The sequence below is a fragment of the Marinitoga okinawensis genome, assembly GCF_055387075.1.
Window position 1 is genome coordinate 357,783 of sequence record NZ_AP042422.1, and the last position, 21,136, is coordinate 378,918.

The following is a 21,136-nucleotide window of genomic DNA, read 5'->3' on the forward strand; positions in this document are numbered from 1 at the left end:
ATTATTTAATCCATAATGTTTCATATGGTTTTAATTTAATTTTTAATTTATTATTTTCTACTTCTATATTTTTATTAGATAATAAATCCACCGGGTTTTCTGAAAACTCATTTTTTAATTCAAGGTTTATTTCTTCATTTGATACATTGGTTAAAACTAAAACCTTTTCATCTTCAAGTTCTCTGATAAATGAAAATACTTTATCATCTAAGAATAATACTTTTTGTTTCGCTTTAGGATTAAATACTTTATGAGTAGTTCTTATTTTCAACATATTTTTCATGGCATTAAATATTTTATACCTTAAAGAATTCGGATCATTTATTTCTTTTTCTAACTGATTATAATTTAATTTTTCTCTATTTATAGTCCTATTCATTCCTGTTATCTTTACGCCTTCATAATAATTTCTGGAACCAAGCAAACTATGAATATATATTCCTGGAACACCTTTCAATGAAGAAGCTATAGCATATGCTGAAACGAATTTTCGTATATTTAATTCCATATCTTCATTTTCTTCATATAATGCGTCAAAATAGTTAATATTTAATTCATATGGTGATTTGGAACCGTCCGGATTACTTTTGTAAGATACTAACCCTTTATTTTTTAAAGTATGTTCAACTAAATAATCAATTTCTTCATCTTTTAGAATACCTTTTGCTGGCATTAATCCTATTCCATCATGTGAAGCTAAAAAATTAAAGAATGTAGTTTTATCACTCGGTGTTTCTAATGTATTTGCCCAATGTGAGATATAATGAGCATTTTTTGATAAGAATGAGTGTAAAACTAATGGTGGTAATGAAAAATTATATACCATTTGTGCTTCATTGTATCCATCACCAAAATAAGATATATTTTCTTTATGGGGTACATTTGTTTCTGTTATTAAAATTATATCTTTAGCTGTCAAATCTAGTATATCCCTAAATAATTGAATCATTTTATGAGTTTGTTCTAAATGAATACATGAAGTGCCAACTTCTTTCCATAAATATCCGATCGCATCTAATCTAATTAATTTTGCGCCTTTTTTTGCGTAAAATAATAATATTTCTACCATTTCCAAAAATAAATCTGTTGACTTATAATTCAAATCAATTTGATCCTCACTAAATGTTGTCCATATATGTTTTTTGCCATCTTTTGTTTCATAAATATGCAATAAAGGTAAAGCTCTTGGCCTGGTAACATATTTTAATTCTTCAACGGGCTCTTGTTCAATAAAATAATCTTTATATTTTGGATTACCTTTTAAATATTCTTGGAACCATTCACTTTCTTTAGAAATATGATTAATAACAGCATCAAACATTAAATTATAATCTTTTGAGAGTTTTTCTATATCTTCCCAATTTCCAAGGTCTGGATTTACTTTCTTATAATCTATGACAGAAAAACCATCATCTGATGAATATGGGAAAAATGGCAAAATATGAACTGTATTAATAATACCTTTTACATGGTCATTTAAAAATTCATGTAATGTGTGAAGAGGTTTTTCTTCATCTTTTTTTATGGAATCACCATAAGTTATTAGAATAACATCCTTCTCTGTTAAATCAATGTCTTTATCAGAAATTTTATACTGTTCTATTAAATCCATCAATTTATAATATAATTTATCTGTTTCGTTTGGATATAAAAACTTTAGTTTTTCATATATTTTTTGGATCATTAAAAAACACCTCTTTTAAAATTTCTTAGGTTTTATAACATCTTTAAGTTTATCAAAATGTTCATCGCTAAATTTTTTAGAAACTACAAGATTATACAATAATTCAACTATATACATTTCACCTATTCTATCATGTGTAAATTCATTTTCTGAAGGATCGCTTGGTGTAGTATAAATAACATCATGAACTACCATGCTTAATGGTGAATCAACACCAGAAGTTATTGCTACAGTATATGCTCCTGCATCTTTTGCGATTTGTGTTGATTTAAAAACGTCTCTAATATATCCAGAATGGCTAATTGATATAACGGTATCTTGTTCACTTAAATTTGCACCTACAATTACCTGCATATGCGGGTCAGAATAAGCTGCAGCAGGTAATCCCAAAGCAGCAAATTTCAATGAGCTATCAAGAGCTACAGGGAAAGACCTGCCTACTGCAAAAAATATTATTTTTTTTGATTGCAAAATTTTATCAGCAACTTTATGCAATAATTTTTTATTTAGATTTTTATATACATTATCTAGACTATTGCAAATTTTATTATGAAAATTAGAAAATAAATCTTTTTCATCAATTGTTTCTAAAGATGGCTCTGAAAGCTCTTTTGCTAATGAAATCTTGAATTCTTGATAACCAGTAAATCCTAATTTCTTGATTACCCTATATACAGTAGTTTCACTTACTTCAGACCAATTAGCCAACTCTGTTATACTATAATGTATAACATCTGGTGCTCTTTCTATAATATAATCAGCTACTTTTTTTTCTCGCTTAGTTAATGAATTATAAATTCCTTTAATTTTATTAATAATCATAAAAAATCACCTCTTATTCTTTTACACCACCTGCAGTTAATCCGCCTGTTAGATATTTTTCCATCATCATAAACATTACAACCACGGGAACAGCAGTAACAACAGATGCTGCCATCATTTTTGCCCATATTGCATGTTCGGAATTAAATATTTCATTTAATCCAAGAGGTAGCGTATAAAATTCTGGGAATGGTCTTACAAATATAGATGCAAATAAGAACTCATTCCATGCAATCATAAATGCATAAATATATACAGTAATTATAGCAGGTAAAGATAAAGGAATTATTATTTTTGTGATAACGCCCATTCTACTTGTTCCATCTATAATAGCAGCTTCTTCGATAGATCTTGGTATTGTTCTAAAATAATTTCCAAGCATATAAAGTGAAACAGGTATTGTTTGAACAATATAAATTATAAATAAAGCAAAAGCTGAAGATATTCCAGATGATGTCAATCCAATTTTAACAAAAATTTGATAAAGAGGAACTGCTAAAATTGTACCACCAAAAAGATATACAATCAATACTCCTCGCTGTATTGTTCCTCTTCCTTTAAAATCAATTCTACTAAATGCATATGCGCCAAATATAGATAACATTAAACTAACAAAAGCACTTAACCCCGCTAATAATAAACTGTTTCTAAAGAATCTTAAAAAAGGGAAAGATTCTTTTTTTCTTTGAGATTCTATTTGAGCTAATACTGTTTCTTGTTGTTCTTTTGGAAGTGTTTTTATAAGATCTAATAATTGTTGTTGTTCATTGCTGAGTTCTTCACGAATAGATTTTTTTAAACCTAAAAGAATAGCGTACGTATCTAATGTGGGTCTTTTTGGTATTATTCCGGGTTCAAATGCATCGGTATCATATCTAAAAGATACAGATACCATCCATGCAAATGGATATGTAACAAAAATAATTAAAGCAACAATTAGAGTCCAAAATCCAAGAGTTCTTAAAAAGCTTTTTTTCTTTACCATTTTAGCACCTTCTTTACATATATGCCTATTAATGAAATCATTATTACAAACAGAATAGTAGCAATAGCAGCAGCTACACCTTGTTCAGGAATTCCTGAAAAAGCTTTTTCATATATATATACTGGCAAAGTATTGGCAAATTTAGACATAAGATAAACTTCATCAAATTTATAGAAATTCCATATTCCTCTTAATAATGCCACAGAAGCAATAACAAAATATAATTCTGGTAAAGTAATATGAACAAATTTTTGCCAATCGCTAGCTCCATCAATTTCTGCAGCTTCATAATAATCTGAGTTGATTGATTGTAATCTTGATAATAGCATTAAATAGACAAATGGGAAATTTCTCCAAATATTAAATATTGAAACAACCCAGAAAGCATTGTTTGGGTTATTTACAAAATCATTTCCAGGATTCATTCCGAAATTAGCCAAAAATTTCATTAAAGGCCCATCTATTGGCAAAAAGATATATTTCCATGCAAAAACAATAGCTATTAAAGGCGTAACATATGGAAGTAACAATAAAGCTCTTACAATACTTCTTCCCGGAAATTCTCTATTCATTAATAGGGCTACACCTAATCCCAATAATATGCTACCTACTACAGTTGTTATGGTAAACAATATTGTTATACCAAAAGAATGCCAGAAAGAAGCATCAGTTAATACTTCTTTATAATTTTCCAATCCAACAAACTTATTTGGTGCATTGGAAATGGATACATCAAAAAAACTTAGATATATATTATACACAACAGGATATAATATCAATAAAGCTATTATTATAACAACTGGTAAAATTAATTTCCATCCAAATCTCGCTTCTTTTTCTCTTAGTGACATTACAGCCATTTTTGTACCTCCTTTTTAAAAAAAGGGGGATATATAATCCCCCTTTATGAAAAAGAATAAATATTATTTACCTAAAACTTTTTCTGCTTCTTTTTGAGCCCACATCGCTGTTCGTTGAGGTGTCCAATCATTAGCAAACATATAATTGATTGCTTTACTGATTACAAAATTTGCACTTAATTTACTCATATCTGTAATAACTTTTCCGTGAATAAATTCGAATCTTTCAACAGAATCCAAAGCACCCACAATTTCTGCAATTTTAGCTTTTCCGTATCTTTTTAATACTGGGTTATCTAAGAAAGCATCACTTTCAGCTATTGATTTTCTTGTTGGATTCATCCCACCAGGTGCCATATGTACCCAGTATACATAATTCTTATCTGTCATTAGGAATTTAACAAATTTTTCTACTTCATCTTTGTTAGCATTCTTAGTAATACCTAAAGCTACAACTTGGCCATATGATGTAGGTCTTGTATTGATCATTTTATTTGCAAAACCAGTGTTTTTAACTAATTCAGGATTAAATTTGTTTATTCTGCTTTTTTGTACTTCTTCAATTGCAATGTCATCCATAATATATGTTGAATAGAAAATCATTGCTGCTTCTCCATTTAAGTAACCTTTTAATGCATCTAAAACTGTTGTAAATCCAGGTTTTGAATATTTTCCTAATTCTTTGTAAAATCTAAATGCTTCGATCATTTCTGGTGTATTGAATGTTATATTTCCGTTTTCATCAATAGGTCTTGCACCATTTGCTAAAGCAACTTCTGTGAATACTTGTTCAGCATATGCATCAGCTTTTTTAGGTAAAATTATACCGTATACACCTTTTTTAGGATCATTTAAAACTTTTGCAGCTAAAGCTATATTATACCAAGTTACTGGATCTCCTAAATCTTGTGAAGCAAACATATCTTTTCTATACCATATACCTTGTACCCATGCATGGAAAGGTATTGCATAATATTTTCCCATTCCATTACTTAGCATTCTTGCAGCACCATTATAAATATCTCCAAAATCATTTATAATTTTTGTAGCTAAATCTACATCTAAGAAATCTTGAGAACCTAATAACAACATTGGTTCAATTCCGCCCTCTAATAAATCTGGTAATGTTCCAGCATTTTTTGCAATTGGAATTTGCTTTAATAAGTCATTTTCTTCTACAGGGACAACTTCAACATCAATACCTGTTTGTGCCTTAAAAATAGTTGCTAATGCTCTAATCCTTTGCATTCTGTCTGATTCAACTTCAGTTGTCCAGAATGTAATTTTTGCAAAAGCAGCAGACACTAAAACTACTACTAACATCAATACTAAAAACTTTTTCATATAAATACCCCCTTTAGAGAATTCTTTTTTTTTGAAAAAATTAAAAAAGAAAATTTTCTTTTTTAATTATACTACAAAAAAATTTTTTTATCAATTCAAATATTCCATATTATATTTAATCAAAAACGATGTTAAGTATATATTTTTGATTAGATAAAAAAATCTAAATATTTTATAAATCAAATATTTTTTTCAATATTATATCCAGTGTTTTATAAGAGTAAAATTTTTTACCAAGCTCAAAGTTTTTCTCAATAATGTTTATTGCTCTTTCTTTATCAAATAAAATATCTAACATTTTACTAGCAGCATTTTTAATAATGGAGTTATCAACTTCATATTTTTTATTTATGTATTTTGCGTTATTACCCAAACTTACTATCTCAAATCCATTTTTTTTGATATCTTTTTCATATACAGGGTATTCATAAACAAGAAGGGGTTTTTTTGCAAATATTCCTTCTAAAAATTGATTACCAAAACCTTCTAAAACACTTGGGTAGGTTATAAAATCACTAATTGCATAAAAATCCCATAATGAAAATGTTCCTTTTTCTTCATCTCTAATTTCTTCTAATAATTCATTACAAAAGATAGTATTAACTTCTTTTTCTTTTGCATGCTTTATTAATAATTCCTTATATGATGGTTCTTCATCTAATCCTGGCATTAATAATATAATTTTAGAATCTTCTGTTATTTTCTTACCAGTATAAATTTCTTTCCCGATATAATTATTAATGTTTTTTTGTAATTCAGATAAAGTGTCTATTGCTAATTCGATAGCTTTCCTTTTAACTACTCTTGTAGCTTGTAAAAACACAATATCATTTTTTCTTATTCCAGCTTTTTCTAATATTTTTGAATTATATGAATCTTTTTCCCATAAATGTGCTTCAAAATTAAAAACGTTAGGCACTATTGTGCTATCAACACCTTTGAAATTTTTTAAGCTTTCTTGTGCGAGAGAATTAATAACTACATGTTTAATTTCTCTTGGAGGCATAACATTTTCTAAAATTTCTTCTATATATTCTGATGTAGGATTTGAATAAAAATCTCTTTCCCAATAAAAGTCATGATGATGGCCTATAACCTTAATATTATTTTTTTTAAAATATCTATTCAAAGCTATTGCAGCAGGTAAATTATGAGCCAAAGAAAAAATATTATTTACTACAACAATATCAAAATCTTCTATTTTTTCTTTTAATTCAGTATAAATATCTTCTGCTAATTTATCAATTTCATTTTTTAATTTATCTTTTGACCAATTTTCTAAAGATTGAAATGCTTTCTGTCTTATTTCGAGATTTCTGGGTTCTTCATAAGCTAATAATGGAATCTTTATTCCTTCTTCTTTACCTAAGGTTCCTGCAATGAAATGAACTTCATGTCCTTGTTCTTCTAAAACAATTTTCCACTTCTTCATTTCTAAAGAAACACCATCAGTTTCTCCAACTCTGAAATGCATTAATCCTATTTTCATATAACTCCTCTCCTTTTTGAAATTATATATACTATATTATATAATAAATTTTCTTTTTTTATATTACAAAAAAAATATTTTTTATTTTAAGAATATAAAAAATAGTGCCTCTGAAAAAGAGGCACAATAGATAAAGATGTAATATTTTTTATTTTTTAGATACTTCATACAACTTTTCAATTATTTCCATTATTTTATCTTTTTTTACAATTTTTAATGTCCACAACTTTGGAATGCTATCAAAACCGTAATATGCTCCAGCAATTTGTCCTATAATAGATCCAATAGTATCAGTATCTCCGCCAAAATTTACAGCTGTCAAAACAGCATCTTTAAAATTTTCTGTGTTATAAAAAGACCATAATGCTATTTCTAAAGAATCCAAAGCAGAGCTAGAAGATTTTATTTCATTTTTTACCTTATATGGAATATCTACTATTTTAAGCTTAACATCATATATTAAGTCCATATGTTTATGAACTTCACTTAATAAAATCTTTTTGTTTGTACCCTTAATAGCTTGTTGAATTAATCCACCTAAATATTTACATGCATGAATGGTGTAAATATTATTGTGAGTAGTGTAGGCACTTTGACCAGAATAATAAACAGCATCTGTAAAAGAGTTTTTAAAATATAATGGTACAGGGGCTAATCTTGCTAATGGTTTATTCGAATCTTTATCTGTAATATCAACGAATTTGTTGTTTTTCTCAAAATATATCAATGCTTCCATTGTTTGATTATCTATGCCAAATGCTTTGTTTTTAGAAGATAAATATCCTTCATCTATCCATTTTAAATAATATTTCATCTGATTATTTAAATCAAAACCATTTTCTATTAGACTTTCAGCTAAACATAGAGACATTGACGCTGAATCTGTCCATTCACCAGTATTTAAATTATAAATACCACCTTTTGCAAAATCTTTGATTTCATCAAATTCAATATTTTTATAGGGAGCTCCCAAGGCATTTCCAACTATTAAACCGAACATTGTACCTATAAATCTGTCTTTTAATTTATTCATTTAATAGCCCCCTTTCAATGATTATTTAATTTAATTATAACATATAATATGTTATAATATATAAAAATTGAAAATTTGGGAGGGAGAATTATGGAATGGGTATATATTAAAGATATGAAGAAATATATAGGAGAAAAAGTGGAATTTAGAGGATGGTTATGGAATAAAAGAGCAAGTGGGAAAATTGCTTTTTTACAGTTAAGAGATGGAACAGGTTTTGTTCAAGGCGTTGTTGAAAAAAGCACATTAGGAGAAGAAAAATATGCAAGAGTGAAAAAATTAAAAATGGAAAGTTCCTTAATTGTTAGAGGTACCGTTGTAGAAGATCAAAGATCACCTGTTGGTTTTGAATTACATATTGATGATGTTGAAATTGTTCATAATCCACAAGAAGATTATCCTATATCAAAAAAAGAGCATGGTATTGACTTTTTAATGGAACATAGACACTTATGGTTAAGATCAAGAAGACAATTCCATATTTTAAAAGTAAGACATGAAATTATTAGGGCAATAAGAGAATTTTATAATAATAATGGCTTTACATTGGTTGACACTCCAATATTTACTGGATCAATTGGAGAGAGTGCAGGTAATACATTTGAAATAGATTACTTTGACTATGGAAAAGTTTATTTAGCTCAAACTGGCCAATTATATCTTGAAGCTGCTGCAATGGCATTAGGTAAAGTATACAATTTGGGTCCTACATTTAGAGCAGAAAAATCAAAAACTCGAAGACATTTAATAGAATTCTGGATGAATGAAGCAGAGGTTGCATATTATACGCATGAAGATAATATGAAATTACAAGAAAATCTCGTATCTTATGTAGTGAAAAAAGTATTGGAAAATGCATCAGAAAATTTAGTTGCATTAGGAAGAGATATATCAAAATTGGAAAAAATTGAAGCCCCATTCCCAAGGATTACATATACAGAAGCAATTAAATTATTAAATAAAAAAGGATCAGATATTAAATGGGGTGAGGATCTTGGTGCGGATGATGAAACAATGGTTGCTGAAGATTTTGATAAACCTGTAATAATAGAAAAATACCCAAAATCTGTTAAAGCATTTTATATGCAACCAGATCCAGAAAATCCAGATGTAGTATTATGTGATGATATGATTGCTCCAGAAGGGTATGGGGAAATTATAGGTGCTTCAGAAAGAATTTGGCAAGAAGATGTATTAATAGAAAGATTAAAAGAAAATAATTTGCCTGTCGAGGAATATCAATGGTATCTTGATTTAAGAAAATTCGGTTCTGTTCCTCATAGCGGATTTGGACTTGGTATAGAAAGAACTGTTGCATGGATTTGTGGTTTGAAACATATTAGAGAAGCAATTCCATTTGCAAGAACATTATATAGAGTATATCCATAATAAAAGGCTCTGTTGGAGCCTTTTTTATATTCTTTCCATTTGTCTTAATTTTTTTATTGTAAATCGTCCCCATGTGAAGGTTATAACAGATGATACTGCATTTCCTGTAACTATCCCCCACCAAACACCAGAAAGTCCTATTTTAAATACAAAGATATATAACCATGAGAAAAATACTTGCATTATTATTGTTCTATTAATCGAAACTATAAGGCTTTTTACTCCATGGCCTATTCCTTGAAACATAGAAGATGTAAACATTCCAAATGGAACTCCTGGTAAGAATAGACTCATAACTCTTAGCGCTTTTACTAAGTCATTGTATATAAGAGAACCATCTTTTGAATAGGTAAATATTTTTGCTATTTGAGGTGCAAATATGAAAATAGTTATCATAACGATAAAACTTATAATCAATCCAAATTTTATGGAATACAAGTGTGTTGTGGATAGTTTTTCTCCATCTCTTTGACCATATGCCGCTCCAGTTACTGTGGTTACAGCCATTGTTATTCCGATTAAGGGAACAGTACCAAAGTTGATAATTCTCCAGCTACTGGTAAAAACAGCAACTCCTAAATCTCCACCAGCTTTCACAGCGAAAACATTAAGAACAAATATCGCAATAGACATTGAAATTTGAGATAATGAAGCTGGGACACCAACTTTTAATATTTTTTTTAGTATATTATGATCGTATTTATAGTCTTTAAAAGTAATATTTAAATATGTCTTTCTTTTTATAAACATCCAATAGATTATTAAAAATGAAGATATACTAAAAGATATTACTGTAGCATAAGCTGCACCTTTTATTCCAAGTTTAAATCCATAAATAAATAAAGGGTCTAAGAATATATTTAATAGAGAACCAGCGGTTATAGCATACATAGCTTTTTTGGCATCACCTTCACCTCTTAAAATACCATTCGATACATTATTAAACATCAGTAATGGAGAAAATATTATTAAAATATAAGCATAATCTAATGTTAGATTAAGGGTTTTTCCATCCGCACCTATAGACTGTAGTATAGGTTTTATTGTTATTAATAAAATAATTGCGGTGATTAAACCTAAGCCTATTGCCAGTAAGATGGATATTATAGCAGCAGAATCTGCACCTTCTTTATTTTTTTCACCAATTTTCCTGGAAATTTCGGAACTTGCACCAATGCCAAGACCAGAGGCTAAAGCAATAATGATCATAAATATAGGAAAAAATAAACCTATTGCAGCTAAAGCATTAGATCCTAAACCTGCAACCCAAATACCATCAACTAAATTGTATAATGTTTGTACTAACATTGCTAAAATCATAGGCAATGATAATTTTTTTATTGCGATTTTAGGATCACCTTTTAATAATAAAGTTCCTTTTGTTTCATTTGCCATATAGTTCCTCCTTGTTTGTTGTAATTTTATTTGTATAAATAATGTTCTAAAAGTATAAAAAATGAAGACTCGAAGATTGCCTAAGCATCGCTTCGCGAAAAAAATTAAATCTTGTAAATTAAAATATCTATTTGTTTTAAACATGTATTAAATTATATTTTTAATATAAATCTTTATCTATTTTTAATGAGCAGCATTAAAAATATGTTCATGAATAATTTTTAAAGATATGCAATCGAGCTGTCTGAGTGATTTTAACTTTTTGAACATCCTGTTAGTATACTGATTATACCATAATTAAAAATTTTAGTTATTTAATAATTACCTATTTAAAATAATTATATGTTATAATAATATAAGTAGAATGGAGGTATTATATGGACGATAGAATTCTGGATCCTACAGAAAAAACTGAAGAAAGCACTATAATCAATCTTAGACCACAATATTTAAATGAATATATTGGTCAGGAAAAAGTAAAAGAAAAATTAAAAATTACTATTGATGCGGCTAAAAAGAGAAAAGAGCCGCTTGATCATATTTTGTTAGCAGGTCCTCCTGGTTTGGGTAAAACAACATTAGCAAATGTTATAGCTAATGAAATGGGAGCAAATATACAAATAACAAGTGGTCCTGTTTTAGAAAGGGCAGGCGATTTAGCAGCTATTTTAACGAATTTGCAGAATGGTGATGTATTATTTATTGATGAAATTCATAGAATAAATAGATCTGTGGAAGAAATATTGTATTCTGCAATGGAAGATTTTCAACTTGATATTGTTATAGGTAAAGGACCAGGAGCCAGATCTATTAGAATTGATTTAAATCATTTTACTTTAATAGGAGCAACTACAAGAACTGGTTTAATTGCTGCACCTTTAAGAAGTAGATTTGGAATAATAATGGAAATGAATTTTTATCCGCCTGAAGAATTAAAAGATATAGTATCAAGAAGTGCAAAGTTATTAAATGTCGAAATTACAGAAGATGCAGCATTATTAATAGCTGAGCGATCAAGAGGAACGCCAAGAATTGCTAATAGATTATTAAAGAGAGTTAGAGATTATGCTCAAATCAATAATGAAGGCGTTATTGATGTTGATTCCGCAGAAAAAACAATGACTTTATTAGAAATTGATCATGAGGGATTAGATGAAATGGATAGAAGAATATTGAAGACTATTATTGATTATTATAATGGTGGGCCTGTTGGTTTAAAGGCATTAGCAGCTTCTTTGGGAATTGAGTCTGATAGTATTAGTGAAGTTTATGAACCATACTTGCTTCAAAAAGGTTTTTTAGTTAGAACACATAGAGGAAGATTGATTACTGAAAAGGCATTAAAACACTTAGGAATTTCTAAAGAAAATAATAAAAAATTATATTCTTTATGGGGGAATTAATATGGGTTACATAAAACAAAATCTTGATTTTGTTTTTGAAAGGATAAAAGAGCATTTGGAAATTGCAAGTAGGAGTTCCGATGAAATTTTATTAATTGCAGTTTCAAAAACTTTTCCTGTTGAATATATAAAAGAAGCATATGATTACGGAGTTAATAATTTTGGTGAAAATAAAGCTCAAGAATTAAGAGAAAAAGCAGAAATATTAAAGGATTTAGATATTAACTGGCATTTTATAGGTAGAATACAAACTAATAAAGTTAAATATATTGTTCCGGTATCAGAGTACATACATTCTGTATATCGAGAAAAGGAAATGGCGGAAATAGATAAAATTGCAAAAAAGCATAATAAAATACAGAAAATATTAATTGAAATGAATATTTCCGGTGAAGAAACAAAAGGTGGAATAACTGAAAAAGAATTAAAGAATTTATTAGAAGTTGCAAAAAAATATGAAAATATAGAAGTAAGGGGACTTATGACTATGGCCCCATATACCGATGATGAAGAGATAATAAGAAATGTTTTTTTAAATCTTAAAAAATTAAGAGATGAATATGTAAAATATTATCCAAATTTAAAAGAATTATCTATGGGAATGAGTAATGATTTTCACATTGCAATTGAAAGTGGTGCAACTATGTTACGAATAGGTTCGTTAATTTTTGGAAAAAGAAATTATCAAAAATAGGAGGTAGATATAGTGTTTGTTTTAGCAAATCTTATATATGCAATAGCAGTTGTATTAAGAATAGTTATTAATTTTTTTGAGATTTCCTTGATTATTTCAGCTATTTTCAGTTTTGTTTCGTTTAATTATCATCATCCAATAAGGCAATTTTTTGATTCTGTATCTGAGATAATAGAAAGACCTATAAGGAGATATTTAAATTTAACTTTTGGAATGTTTGACTTTACGCCGTTCGTAGCAATTTTGTTATTAATATTGTTAGATAATTTTTTGGTAAATACTTTATTTGATTTGGCTAGGGTTTTGAGGTGATAATTTGAAAGCTATAATATTTTTTAATCCATTAAAAGCAAAGAAAGATGAAATTCAAGAGCAGTTTTTTGATGTTTTTCATAATAATGATATAGAAATTTTAAAAATAATGCCGGCTGGTTCAGCATTGGCAGATAATTCATTATATCAAGAAGCTGATATTTTTATTGTATTAGGTGGAGATGGGACGGTATTAAGAGTGGCAGAACTTTCTGCTGAAAATTCTGTTCCAATTATTGGAATTAATTTAGGAACATTAGGTTTTTTAACAGCCTATGACAGTACTGAAGTTGAACAAGCAGCAAAAGATATAGCTTCTAATAATTTACATTATTCAGATAGATATTTATTAGAATGTTATGTAGGAGGTAAAAAATTAATATCATTGAATGATATAACAGTTCAAAAAAGTTAACCTATTGGAACAGTTGATGTTGAGATATTAATTAAAGGTGAAAGTGTATTGAATTACGCTGGAGACGGAGTTATTTTATCAACCCCAACCGGATCTACGGGTTATGCTTTATCTATGGGGGGGCCTATAGTTGAACCTACATTAAATTTAATAACAATAAACCCATTAGCTTCTCATTCATTAAATATAAGGCCTCTTATAATTTCTCCTGATAATTATATTGAAATCATTATTCATCATATTGATTCTGGAAATGCTTATGTTACAGTAGATGGAGATATAGTGCATAGAATAGAAGCAGGTATGGCTGTTGTAGTTTCATCATCCGAGAAGAAAGTAATTTTAGCACAAAAGAATGACTATTCATTTTTTAAGGTATTAAATAACAAATTAGGATTTGGAAGGAGAATTGTATGATAGAATTCTTATCCGAAGAATCGAAAAAAAAGGTAATTTCGTATCATAATGAAATATTAAAAATGGGTAGGCTTGTTCAAGGAATGTTTTTGAAATTTAGAGATTCCTTTTTTGAAAAAAATGTAAAACTGTCCAAAGAAATTATTAAACAAGATACTAGAGTAGATTTATTTGAAGCTAGGTTAGAATATGATGCAATGGGGATTTTAGCGATAAATAATCTATATGGTAAATATTTTAAATTAATTTTTTTAGGAAACAAGATAATAGGAATTTTAGAAAGTATGGCTGATATGTGTGAAACAATGGCGAAGAATAATATAGACTTATTATCTTATCCAAATTCAGTGAATCCATATCAATTTGAGGATTTGTTTGATATTTCTCAAAATATGTTAGGAGAATCGTTGAAATTATTTTCCTCAATAATAGAGGAAAAAGAAAGATATTCTATTAAGTATTATGTTGGTCAAGCAAGAAAGATTTGTGAAACTGATAATGAGGTGGATAGCTTATATAGTGCATTTAAAAGAAATTTAATAAGTAGAGTTAATAAAGATAATTTTAGATCTATTATGGCAAATATAGAAATTTTATCAAATTTAGAAAAATTTTCAGATTTAACGACAAATATTTCAGAATATACTTTATTTATTATAACAGGGGATAGATATAAATGTAGTAAGGAAGGTTTTGATATTTTTTATTCTATGGAGGAGTAATTGATGTTAAAATTAATAAAATATATATCCAAAGAATTTACAGCTCCTTTTTTTATGGGACTTATCGGATTTATTGTTTTTGTAAGTGTTGAATTATTATATCAATTGTCAGATATAATTGTTAGAAATAAAGTTGGTATAGACAAATTATTTATTTTAATAACATATCATATACCTTATTTCATAGTAATGGGTATTCCGGTTGGAATACTTTTTTCTGTATTTTGGGTATTATCAAGATTATCAAATGATAATGAAATAATAGCCCTGCAATCATTAGGAATTCCCTCAAAAAGGATTATAGTGCCATTTATATTTTTAGCTTTAATATTAGCTATTGTGACATTTTCATTATATGATACAATAGTGCCAAAATCAAATATGAAAGCAAAAGAAGCTATATCAAAATATGTTTATAAAAATGTTGAAGCAAATATTGAAATGAATAAATTTGTTGAAGTTGAAAAAAATAAAAAATATTTATATGTAAGAAAAATAGATAAAGATTCTGGAATTTTATATGGAATTTTATTATATGAAGTAGATTATGATAAAACTACAGTATTTCATGCAGAAAAGGCATTTAAAGATAAAGATAAATGGTATATGGAAAATGGAAGAATTTTCCGATTAACAGATGATGGATTATTAAAATTAGATATAACTTTTAAAAAGTTAGAGTTAGATATTTCAAAAAATGTTGAAGAATACTTAAGATTTTCAAAAAGTCCGAATGATATGACAACAAAAGAATTAAAACATAAAATAGAAATAACAAAAAAACTTGGAGGAGATGCATCGGCGCTTATAGTTGGATATCAAGAAAAATTCTCTAATTCTTTTGCACCAATAGTTATAGCCTTATTAGGGGTGGCATTATCTTTATTTATTAATCTTAGAAGTAAATCGTGGAGCGTTATTACGACTTTTGTATTAGTTGTGTTATATCAGGGTTCAGGAGCATGGTTAAGTGCTTTAGGAAAAGAAAAGATAATAAATCCATATTTAGCTCCGTGGATTCCAAATATAATCTTTGGTATAATAGGTATTTTAATATTTGTATTATTAGATACGAGAGCAGCTTATAAACTAATAGAGCCATTAAAAAGAGTATTAGGAGCTGTAATAGTTTTAATAGTAATAAGTTCAACAGGTTTTTCAGAAAATGTGTATATAGAATCTTCAAATATAAGTGTAGATGGAACTATGGTCACATTTGAAGGAAGTACTACAATTAAATATAAAGATTCTGTTATTAAAGCATATAAAGGATATGGTATATTAGATGATAATAATAAAATTATAAAAGCAAATTTATTTGGAAATGTATCATATTTGTATGGAAAAAGAACTATAGATGCATCATCAATGGAAGTAAATTTTGAAAGTAAAGATGTGGTTTTAAATAATACATATTCAATAGAATCATTTAAAAATAAAAAGAAAAAGGATGTTAAAGTTAGAGTATGGTCAGAAATTTCTGAAAAAAAAACAGATGAAGAAGCAGTTTTTTCGTCTAAAGTAAAAATGACTACATGTAAAGAATGTATAACTTATTATTTTAAGGCATCTCATGTGACGATTTATCCTGAAGAATTTTTAGTAGCAAGAGATGTGACATTAGAGTTTTTTGGAATTCCGGTATTTTATTTTCCATTTTATTTTCAGAGTTTATCTGGTGAAAAAGAAGCACCTTTTATTGCAGCATTTGCGTTTAAAGAAGATTCTGTAACAATATCTGTAAAGATAAATCATAAATTTCCAAATGGTTCTTCTTTAGGGTTTTATCAAGAATATTCAAGAAATGTAAAAAAAGATACCCTTTCTCAAAGTATGAATTATACATATACAATTCCTATAGCTTTAGGTATTTTATCAATATCAAATAGTATTAAAGATAGTAATATTTCTGATTTGAGATTTACATTAACTAAGAAATTAGAAAATATAAATTTTTCAACTACATTATCCCATTCTTTTTCAACTAATAAAGATACATTATCTTTTGGATCTAAAGATGTAAAAACACCTTTAGGTAAATTTTCATTTTCGTCATCCTATTCTTGGAGAAATAAAGAAATATATAGCGTGAATTTTTTAAACCTTTCTACACCGTCATTAACAAAAAAATATAAAAAAACATATGTAAAGTTGAATTCTTCTAGAGTTAATATAAGTGGTCCAGCAACCAAATTATTTGAATCTTGGGATAAAAAAAATATATCCATTAAAACATCATTAGATTCTCAAATTATTAATAAGAGTAAAAAAGATTCAATAAAAATAACATATTCTAGTTTGTATGAAGAAAATCAGTTGAAAAATTATAATTTATACATTAAAAATAATATTTCAGATAATTATAAACCATTGAAATATAATAAAAATCTTTTATATTTAGATACATCTGTAACTCCAGAATTAAAATTTGCTTTTAGAAATAATTTCCCAAATAAAATATATAATTATTATGCTTATGGATTGAAAGCAAATTTTAAAAGTAAAATAGCTATTTTTCAATATGGTATATCTGATTATCAATATTATAGAGTATTAGTTAATGAGCCTCGATGGATTTCTAATCCCGCTACTCATACAAATAAATTATCTGATTTTATAGGTTTGGAATTTAATCTAAATATTTTAAAGTCTAAAAATTATTTTGATTTAAGATATAATAGAACTTTTGATTTTATGAAGGAAAATCCTGAAGAACAATTTATAGGTCATTCATTAACTTCAAAATATACATTTAATTATGGAATTTTAAGCTTAGAAAATAATACTAAGACAACACTTGAACAAGAAAAATTCGAATTTATAAATACTAATTTTACAGGTTTTTTAAAAATAGCCATATTAAAGCATAATTATAAATTTGATTATAATCACAAAGCAAAAGATGAACATATTTCATTTATAAATAATAAAGATGAAATAATATTTGGCAAAAATAAGATAGAAATAAATTATGATTATTATTTGAAAAAAACTACATTTAAAGAAACTATACCCCAAATTAAGTCAAAATATTTATTTTATGATTCTAAGAATGGCAAATATGAAGGTAATTTAAACTTATATAATGACTATAAAAATATTCATTATGATTTAAAATATAAATCAAGTGGAGCAAAACAATCTTTGACTTTGACTTTAGATTATGATATTGAAAATGAATATTTAAAAACAGGGTTTGGTTATGACACATCTCCAAAATATGACTGGGCTAAAATATCTTTTATATATGATATAAAAAACAATGTTTGGAATTTTACTCAATTTGAATTAAATAAAAGAATTATATGTTGGTCCTTTTATTTCAAAGGTGATGTTAAGCTATTACCCGAATTTTCTTTGAAAAGTTTTGAATTAAAATTCTTTATAACCGATATTCCTGAAAAGTCTTTTGGATATACAGAAGAAAAAGGTATTGATATTAATATGTTTTAAGAATTTTTATAAGGAGGAAGAAAATGTCTAAAATAGAAGATTTGGAATTAGTTGGTGAAAAAATAAAGAAATGTGATAAATGCTCTTTAAAATTATCAAGAACAAATGTGGTTATAGGTGAGGGGGATCCAAATGCTCCTATAATGTTTGTTGGTGAGGGTCCTGGTGCAAATGAAGATCTTCAAGGAAGACCGTTTGTCGGTAGAGCTGGTAATTTATTAGATAAATTATTAAAAGAAGTTGCAAAAGTTGATAGGGATAAATTTTATATAACTAATGTAGTAAAATGTAGACCACCTAAAAATAGAGTTCCCACTACTGAAGAAATGGAAAAATGTAGTCATTTCTTAATTGCACAAATAGAAATAATAAAACCAAAAATAATAGTTGCATTAGGGTTGACTGCATTAAATTATTTTTTAAAACAGGTAGTTCCAATAACAAAACACAGAGGGAAATTTAAAGAGTGGTATGGAGGAATATATATTTTTCCAACATTTCACCCAAGTTATTTATTGAGAAATAGAAGTGAGAAAGAAGGTTCTCCATTATTTTATGCAAAATTGGATATGCAGGCGATTGGATATATGTATAAACAGTTAAAAGCTAATCCAAATTTGGATCTAAAAAAATTAGTTGAAACTACAGAAAAGGGCATTATAGCTGCTGAAAATAAGATAAAAAAATAGCTCCAAATCGGAGCTATTTTCTATGCTTCAGCTATAGCTTCTATTTCTATATCTGAACCTTTTGGTAATGCTGCAACTTGAATAGCAGCTCTTGCAGGTTTATGATCTCCAAAAATTTTAGCATATACTTCATTAAAATCATTGAAATTCGATAAATCTGTCATATAAGCGTTGACTTTAACAACTTTATTTAAACTACTACCGGATTCTTCGAGTATATTTTTTATATTGGTTAAGATAACCTCTGTAGCTTTTTTTATATCGCCCTTTATAAATTCTCCCGTTTCTGGAATAACAGGTAATTGCCCAGAAACAAAGACAAATCCATTACTTTTTACTGCTGTAGAATATGGTCCGACAGCCTTTGGAGCACTCTTTGGATTTAATAATTCCATTTCAATTCCCCCTTTTAGATTATTTGTAATACAAACTAAATTATATCATATGTTATAAGAAAAGCAAAGTATTATACTAGATTGTGGCCAAAATATTTTCAAAAAAATAATATAAATAAAGATATATATATATTATTTTGATTCCAAAATTTGGAGCTATTCCATGATTTATAATCTTTTATAAGCGGAATAAGTTTTATATTCTCGTGGTTTCATATGAAAAATACCAAATGAATTGGCGGGAATAGTTCCTTTAATACTTCCCATTTCAATATATAATTCATTATCGCTAAAATGATCAAATAAATGCATAGCATCCAGTAGTAATGATTCTTCAAAGTATAATTGAATATCTTTTTTTTCATTTGTTGGATTAATAACTATTAATTTGCCATCTCTAATACTATTATATTTTCTATAATAAGCTAAAATTTCTTCATCATTAGATATAACTTCATAATATTTACCTTTTTTCAAAGCTATTGAATTATTGAATAAATCTATTAATTTCATATAGAACTTAAGTGTTTCATTATTTTCGTTTACCCTGTCCCATTCCATGACTCCACGACAAAATGGGTCATGGTCACCTTCCATTCCAATTTCTTCACCATAATATATTAATGGGCTACCAGGTAATGTAAATTGCATTACAACTGCTAATTTCCATTTATTTCCAAAGGTATTTTTAATTCTTGGTGAATCATGAGACGAAAGCATATTCCATGATTTTAATATTTTCATTCCGCTATCATATATTGTTTTTTTAAGTATATCCGATGCGATTCTGCCTTTTAATTTATTTTTTAAAAGGTTAATTATGATAATAGTATAATAATAATTCATAATACCATCCATAACTTTTATCCACTCTTTAGGATATGCCCAAACTTCTCCAATAATTTCATGATGTTCACCTAATGATTTAATGCTTTTTACAATATCTTCTAAAATTTCAAAACCTAAGTCATATGCACAATCTAATCTCCAGTGATCAACCCCTAATTTTGTCCATTTCTTCATAACAGAGTTATCATCTTGCCATAATATTTTTTGTAATTCCTTATTTTCCAAATTAAGTTCAACTAAAGATTTATGATCTCGCCAATATGTAAAATCATTATTTTCATATCTAAAAAAATTTTTTTCTTTTTCTCCTTTTAAAGCTTTTTTAAACCATTCGCTCTCATTACTCATATGATTTAAAGCTATGTCTAAACATAATTCTATATTGTTTTCATGTAATCTATTAATTAAAGATTTTAACTCATTATCATCACCTAAAACAGGATCAATTTCAAAATAATCTTTAGCATCATATCTATGATTACTATTAGCTTTGAAAATTGGGGTTAAATATATGAAATCAATATTTAAATTTTTTAAATATTTAATTTTTTCTTCAATTCCTCTCAAATCTCCGCCGTATAATCTTTTTCCTGCTTTAAAATCTTTAATAATGGGTGTATTCCAGGGTGTATTTCCTCTTTTGTAATAAGAATAAAATCTATCAGGAAAAATTTGATAACCTATTTTTGCTTCCATAATTCACCTCTTTCTATAAAAAATGAAGAAAATCAACAATATTTTATCATATTCAATAAAAAAAATCAATAAATCGTTTTAATAGAAAAT

19 protein-coding genes are annotated in these 21,136 nt (G+C 27.3%); 9 read left to right on the plus strand and 10 right to left on the minus strand.

The annotated features are described in order from the left end of the window. Position 1: 1 nt before the first annotated feature. The 7 genes from ACZ5CK_RS01605 to ACZ5CK_RS01635 all read right to left on the minus strand — a co-directional run bounded on the left by ACZ5CK_RS01605 (position 2) and on the right by ACZ5CK_RS01635 (position 8,217). Positions 2-1,684 (minus strand): alpha-amylase family glycosyl hydrolase, encoded by a 1,683-nt coding sequence (locus ACZ5CK_RS01605; protein WP_464582162.1) that lies wholly within the window; start codon positions 1,682-1,684, stop codon positions 2-4. A gap of 15 nt (positions 1,685-1,699) precedes the next feature. Continuing rightward, a complete protein-coding gene (locus ACZ5CK_RS01610; protein WP_464582163.1) occupies positions 1,700-2,506 on the minus strand; it encodes a MurR/RpiR family transcriptional regulator in 807 nt (268 codons plus the stop codon). A 13-nt stretch (positions 2,507-2,519) separates the two neighbouring features. Beyond that, a complete protein-coding gene (locus ACZ5CK_RS01615; protein ID WP_464582164.1) occupies positions 2,520-3,491 on the minus strand; it encodes a carbohydrate ABC transporter permease in 972 nt (323 codons plus the stop codon). Further along, a complete protein-coding gene (locus tag ACZ5CK_RS01620; protein WP_464582165.1) occupies positions 3,485-4,351 on the minus strand; it encodes a carbohydrate ABC transporter permease in 867 nt (288 codons plus the stop codon). Before ACZ5CK_RS01620 ends, ACZ5CK_RS01615 begins: the two co-directional genes overlap by 7 nt. Before the next feature lie 63 nt (positions 4,352-4,414). Continuing rightward, complete coding sequence (locus ACZ5CK_RS01625; RefSeq protein ID WP_464582166.1) at positions 4,415-5,695, minus strand: ABC transporter substrate-binding protein; 1,281 nt, start codon at positions 5,693-5,695, stop codon at positions 4,415-4,417. A 172-nt stretch (positions 5,696-5,867) separates the two neighbouring features. Then, positions 5,868-7,184 carry a glycosyltransferase gene (locus ACZ5CK_RS01630; protein WP_464582167.1) on the minus strand — a complete coding sequence of 439 codons (1,317 nt, stop codon included), beginning with the start codon at positions 7,182-7,184 and terminating at the stop codon, positions 5,868-5,870. A gap of 148 nt (positions 7,185-7,332) precedes the next feature. Then, a complete protein-coding gene (locus ACZ5CK_RS01635) occupies positions 7,333-8,217 on the minus strand; it encodes an ADP-ribosylglycohydrolase family protein (RefSeq protein WP_464582168.1) in 885 nt (294 codons plus the stop codon). Positions 8,218-8,307: 90 nt separating this feature from the next. On the opposite strand from ACZ5CK_RS01635, the gene asnS reads away from it, so the two are divergent. Further along, the gene (asnS, locus tag ACZ5CK_RS01640; RefSeq protein ID WP_464582169.1) at positions 8,308-9,606 is read left to right on the plus strand and encodes an asparagine--tRNA ligase; all 1,299 of its coding nucleotides are present in this window, start codon (positions 8,308-8,310) and stop codon (positions 9,604-9,606) included. A 24-nt stretch (positions 9,607-9,630) separates the two neighbouring features. Here the strand turns inward: asnS and ACZ5CK_RS01645 are convergent, their stop codons facing one another. After that, positions 9,631-11,001, minus strand: a complete 1,371-nt coding sequence (locus ACZ5CK_RS01645; RefSeq protein WP_464582170.1) for an MATE family efflux transporter — start codon at positions 10,999-11,001, stop codon at positions 9,631-9,633. A gap of 377 nt (positions 11,002-11,378) precedes the next feature. On the opposite strand from ACZ5CK_RS01645, the gene ruvB reads away from it, so the two are divergent. Genes ruvB through ACZ5CK_RS01685 form a run of 8 tightly spaced genes read left to right on the plus strand, consistent with a single transcriptional unit; the run spans position 11,379 to position 19,106 of the window. Then, positions 11,379-12,404 (plus strand): Holliday junction branch migration DNA helicase RuvB, encoded by a 1,026-nt coding sequence (ruvB, locus tag ACZ5CK_RS01650; protein WP_464582171.1) that lies wholly within the window; start codon positions 11,379-11,381, stop codon positions 12,402-12,404. Between the two features lies 1 nt (position 12,405). Further along, on the plus strand, positions 12,406-13,098 hold the full coding sequence (locus ACZ5CK_RS01655) for a YggS family pyridoxal phosphate-dependent enzyme (protein ID WP_464582172.1): 693 nt from the start codon (positions 12,406-12,408) through the stop codon (positions 13,096-13,098). Between the two features lie 12 nt (positions 13,099-13,110). After that, entirely contained in the window at positions 13,111-13,410 is a 300-nt protein-coding gene (locus ACZ5CK_RS01660) for a YggT family protein (protein WP_464582173.1), read from the plus strand. A gap of 4 nt (positions 13,411-13,414) precedes the next feature. Continuing rightward, on the plus strand, positions 13,415-13,825 hold the full coding sequence (locus tag ACZ5CK_RS01665; RefSeq protein ID WP_464582174.1) for an NAD(+)/NADH kinase: 411 nt from the start codon (positions 13,415-13,417) through the stop codon (positions 13,823-13,825). A 30-nt stretch (positions 13,826-13,855) separates the two neighbouring features. Next, positions 13,856-14,242: an NAD(+)/NADH kinase gene (locus tag ACZ5CK_RS01670; RefSeq protein WP_464582936.1), complete on the plus strand. Its 387-nt coding sequence runs from the start codon at positions 13,856-13,858 to the stop codon at positions 14,240-14,242. Then, a complete protein-coding gene (locus ACZ5CK_RS01675; RefSeq protein ID WP_464582175.1) occupies positions 14,239-14,964 on the plus strand; it encodes a phosphate signaling complex PhoU family protein in 726 nt (241 codons plus the stop codon). Before ACZ5CK_RS01670 ends, ACZ5CK_RS01675 begins: the two co-directional genes overlap by 4 nt. Before the next feature lie 3 nt (positions 14,965-14,967). After that, positions 14,968-18,417 carry an LptF/LptG family permease gene (locus ACZ5CK_RS01680; RefSeq protein WP_464582176.1) on the plus strand — a complete coding sequence of 1,150 codons (3,450 nt, stop codon included), beginning with the start codon at positions 14,968-14,970 and terminating at the stop codon, positions 18,415-18,417. Positions 18,418-18,440: 23 nt separating this feature from the next. Beyond that, positions 18,441-19,106, plus strand: coding sequence for a uracil-DNA glycosylase (locus ACZ5CK_RS01685; protein WP_464582177.1), 666 nt, complete (start codon positions 18,441-18,443; stop codon positions 19,104-19,106). Between the two features lie 20 nt (positions 19,107-19,126). On the opposite strand, the gene ACZ5CK_RS01690 is transcribed toward ACZ5CK_RS01685, so the two are convergent. Together ACZ5CK_RS01690 and ACZ5CK_RS01695 are read right to left on the minus strand one after the other, a co-directional pair. Continuing rightward, entirely contained in the window at positions 19,127-19,501 is a 375-nt protein-coding gene (locus ACZ5CK_RS01690) for a Rid family detoxifying hydrolase (RefSeq protein WP_464582178.1), read from the minus strand. A gap of 168 nt (positions 19,502-19,669) precedes the next feature. Further along, a complete protein-coding gene (locus tag ACZ5CK_RS01695) occupies positions 19,670-21,046 on the minus strand; it encodes an alpha-amylase family glycosyl hydrolase (RefSeq protein ID WP_464582179.1) in 1,377 nt (458 codons plus the stop codon). Positions 21,047-21,136 lie beyond the last annotated feature (90 nt).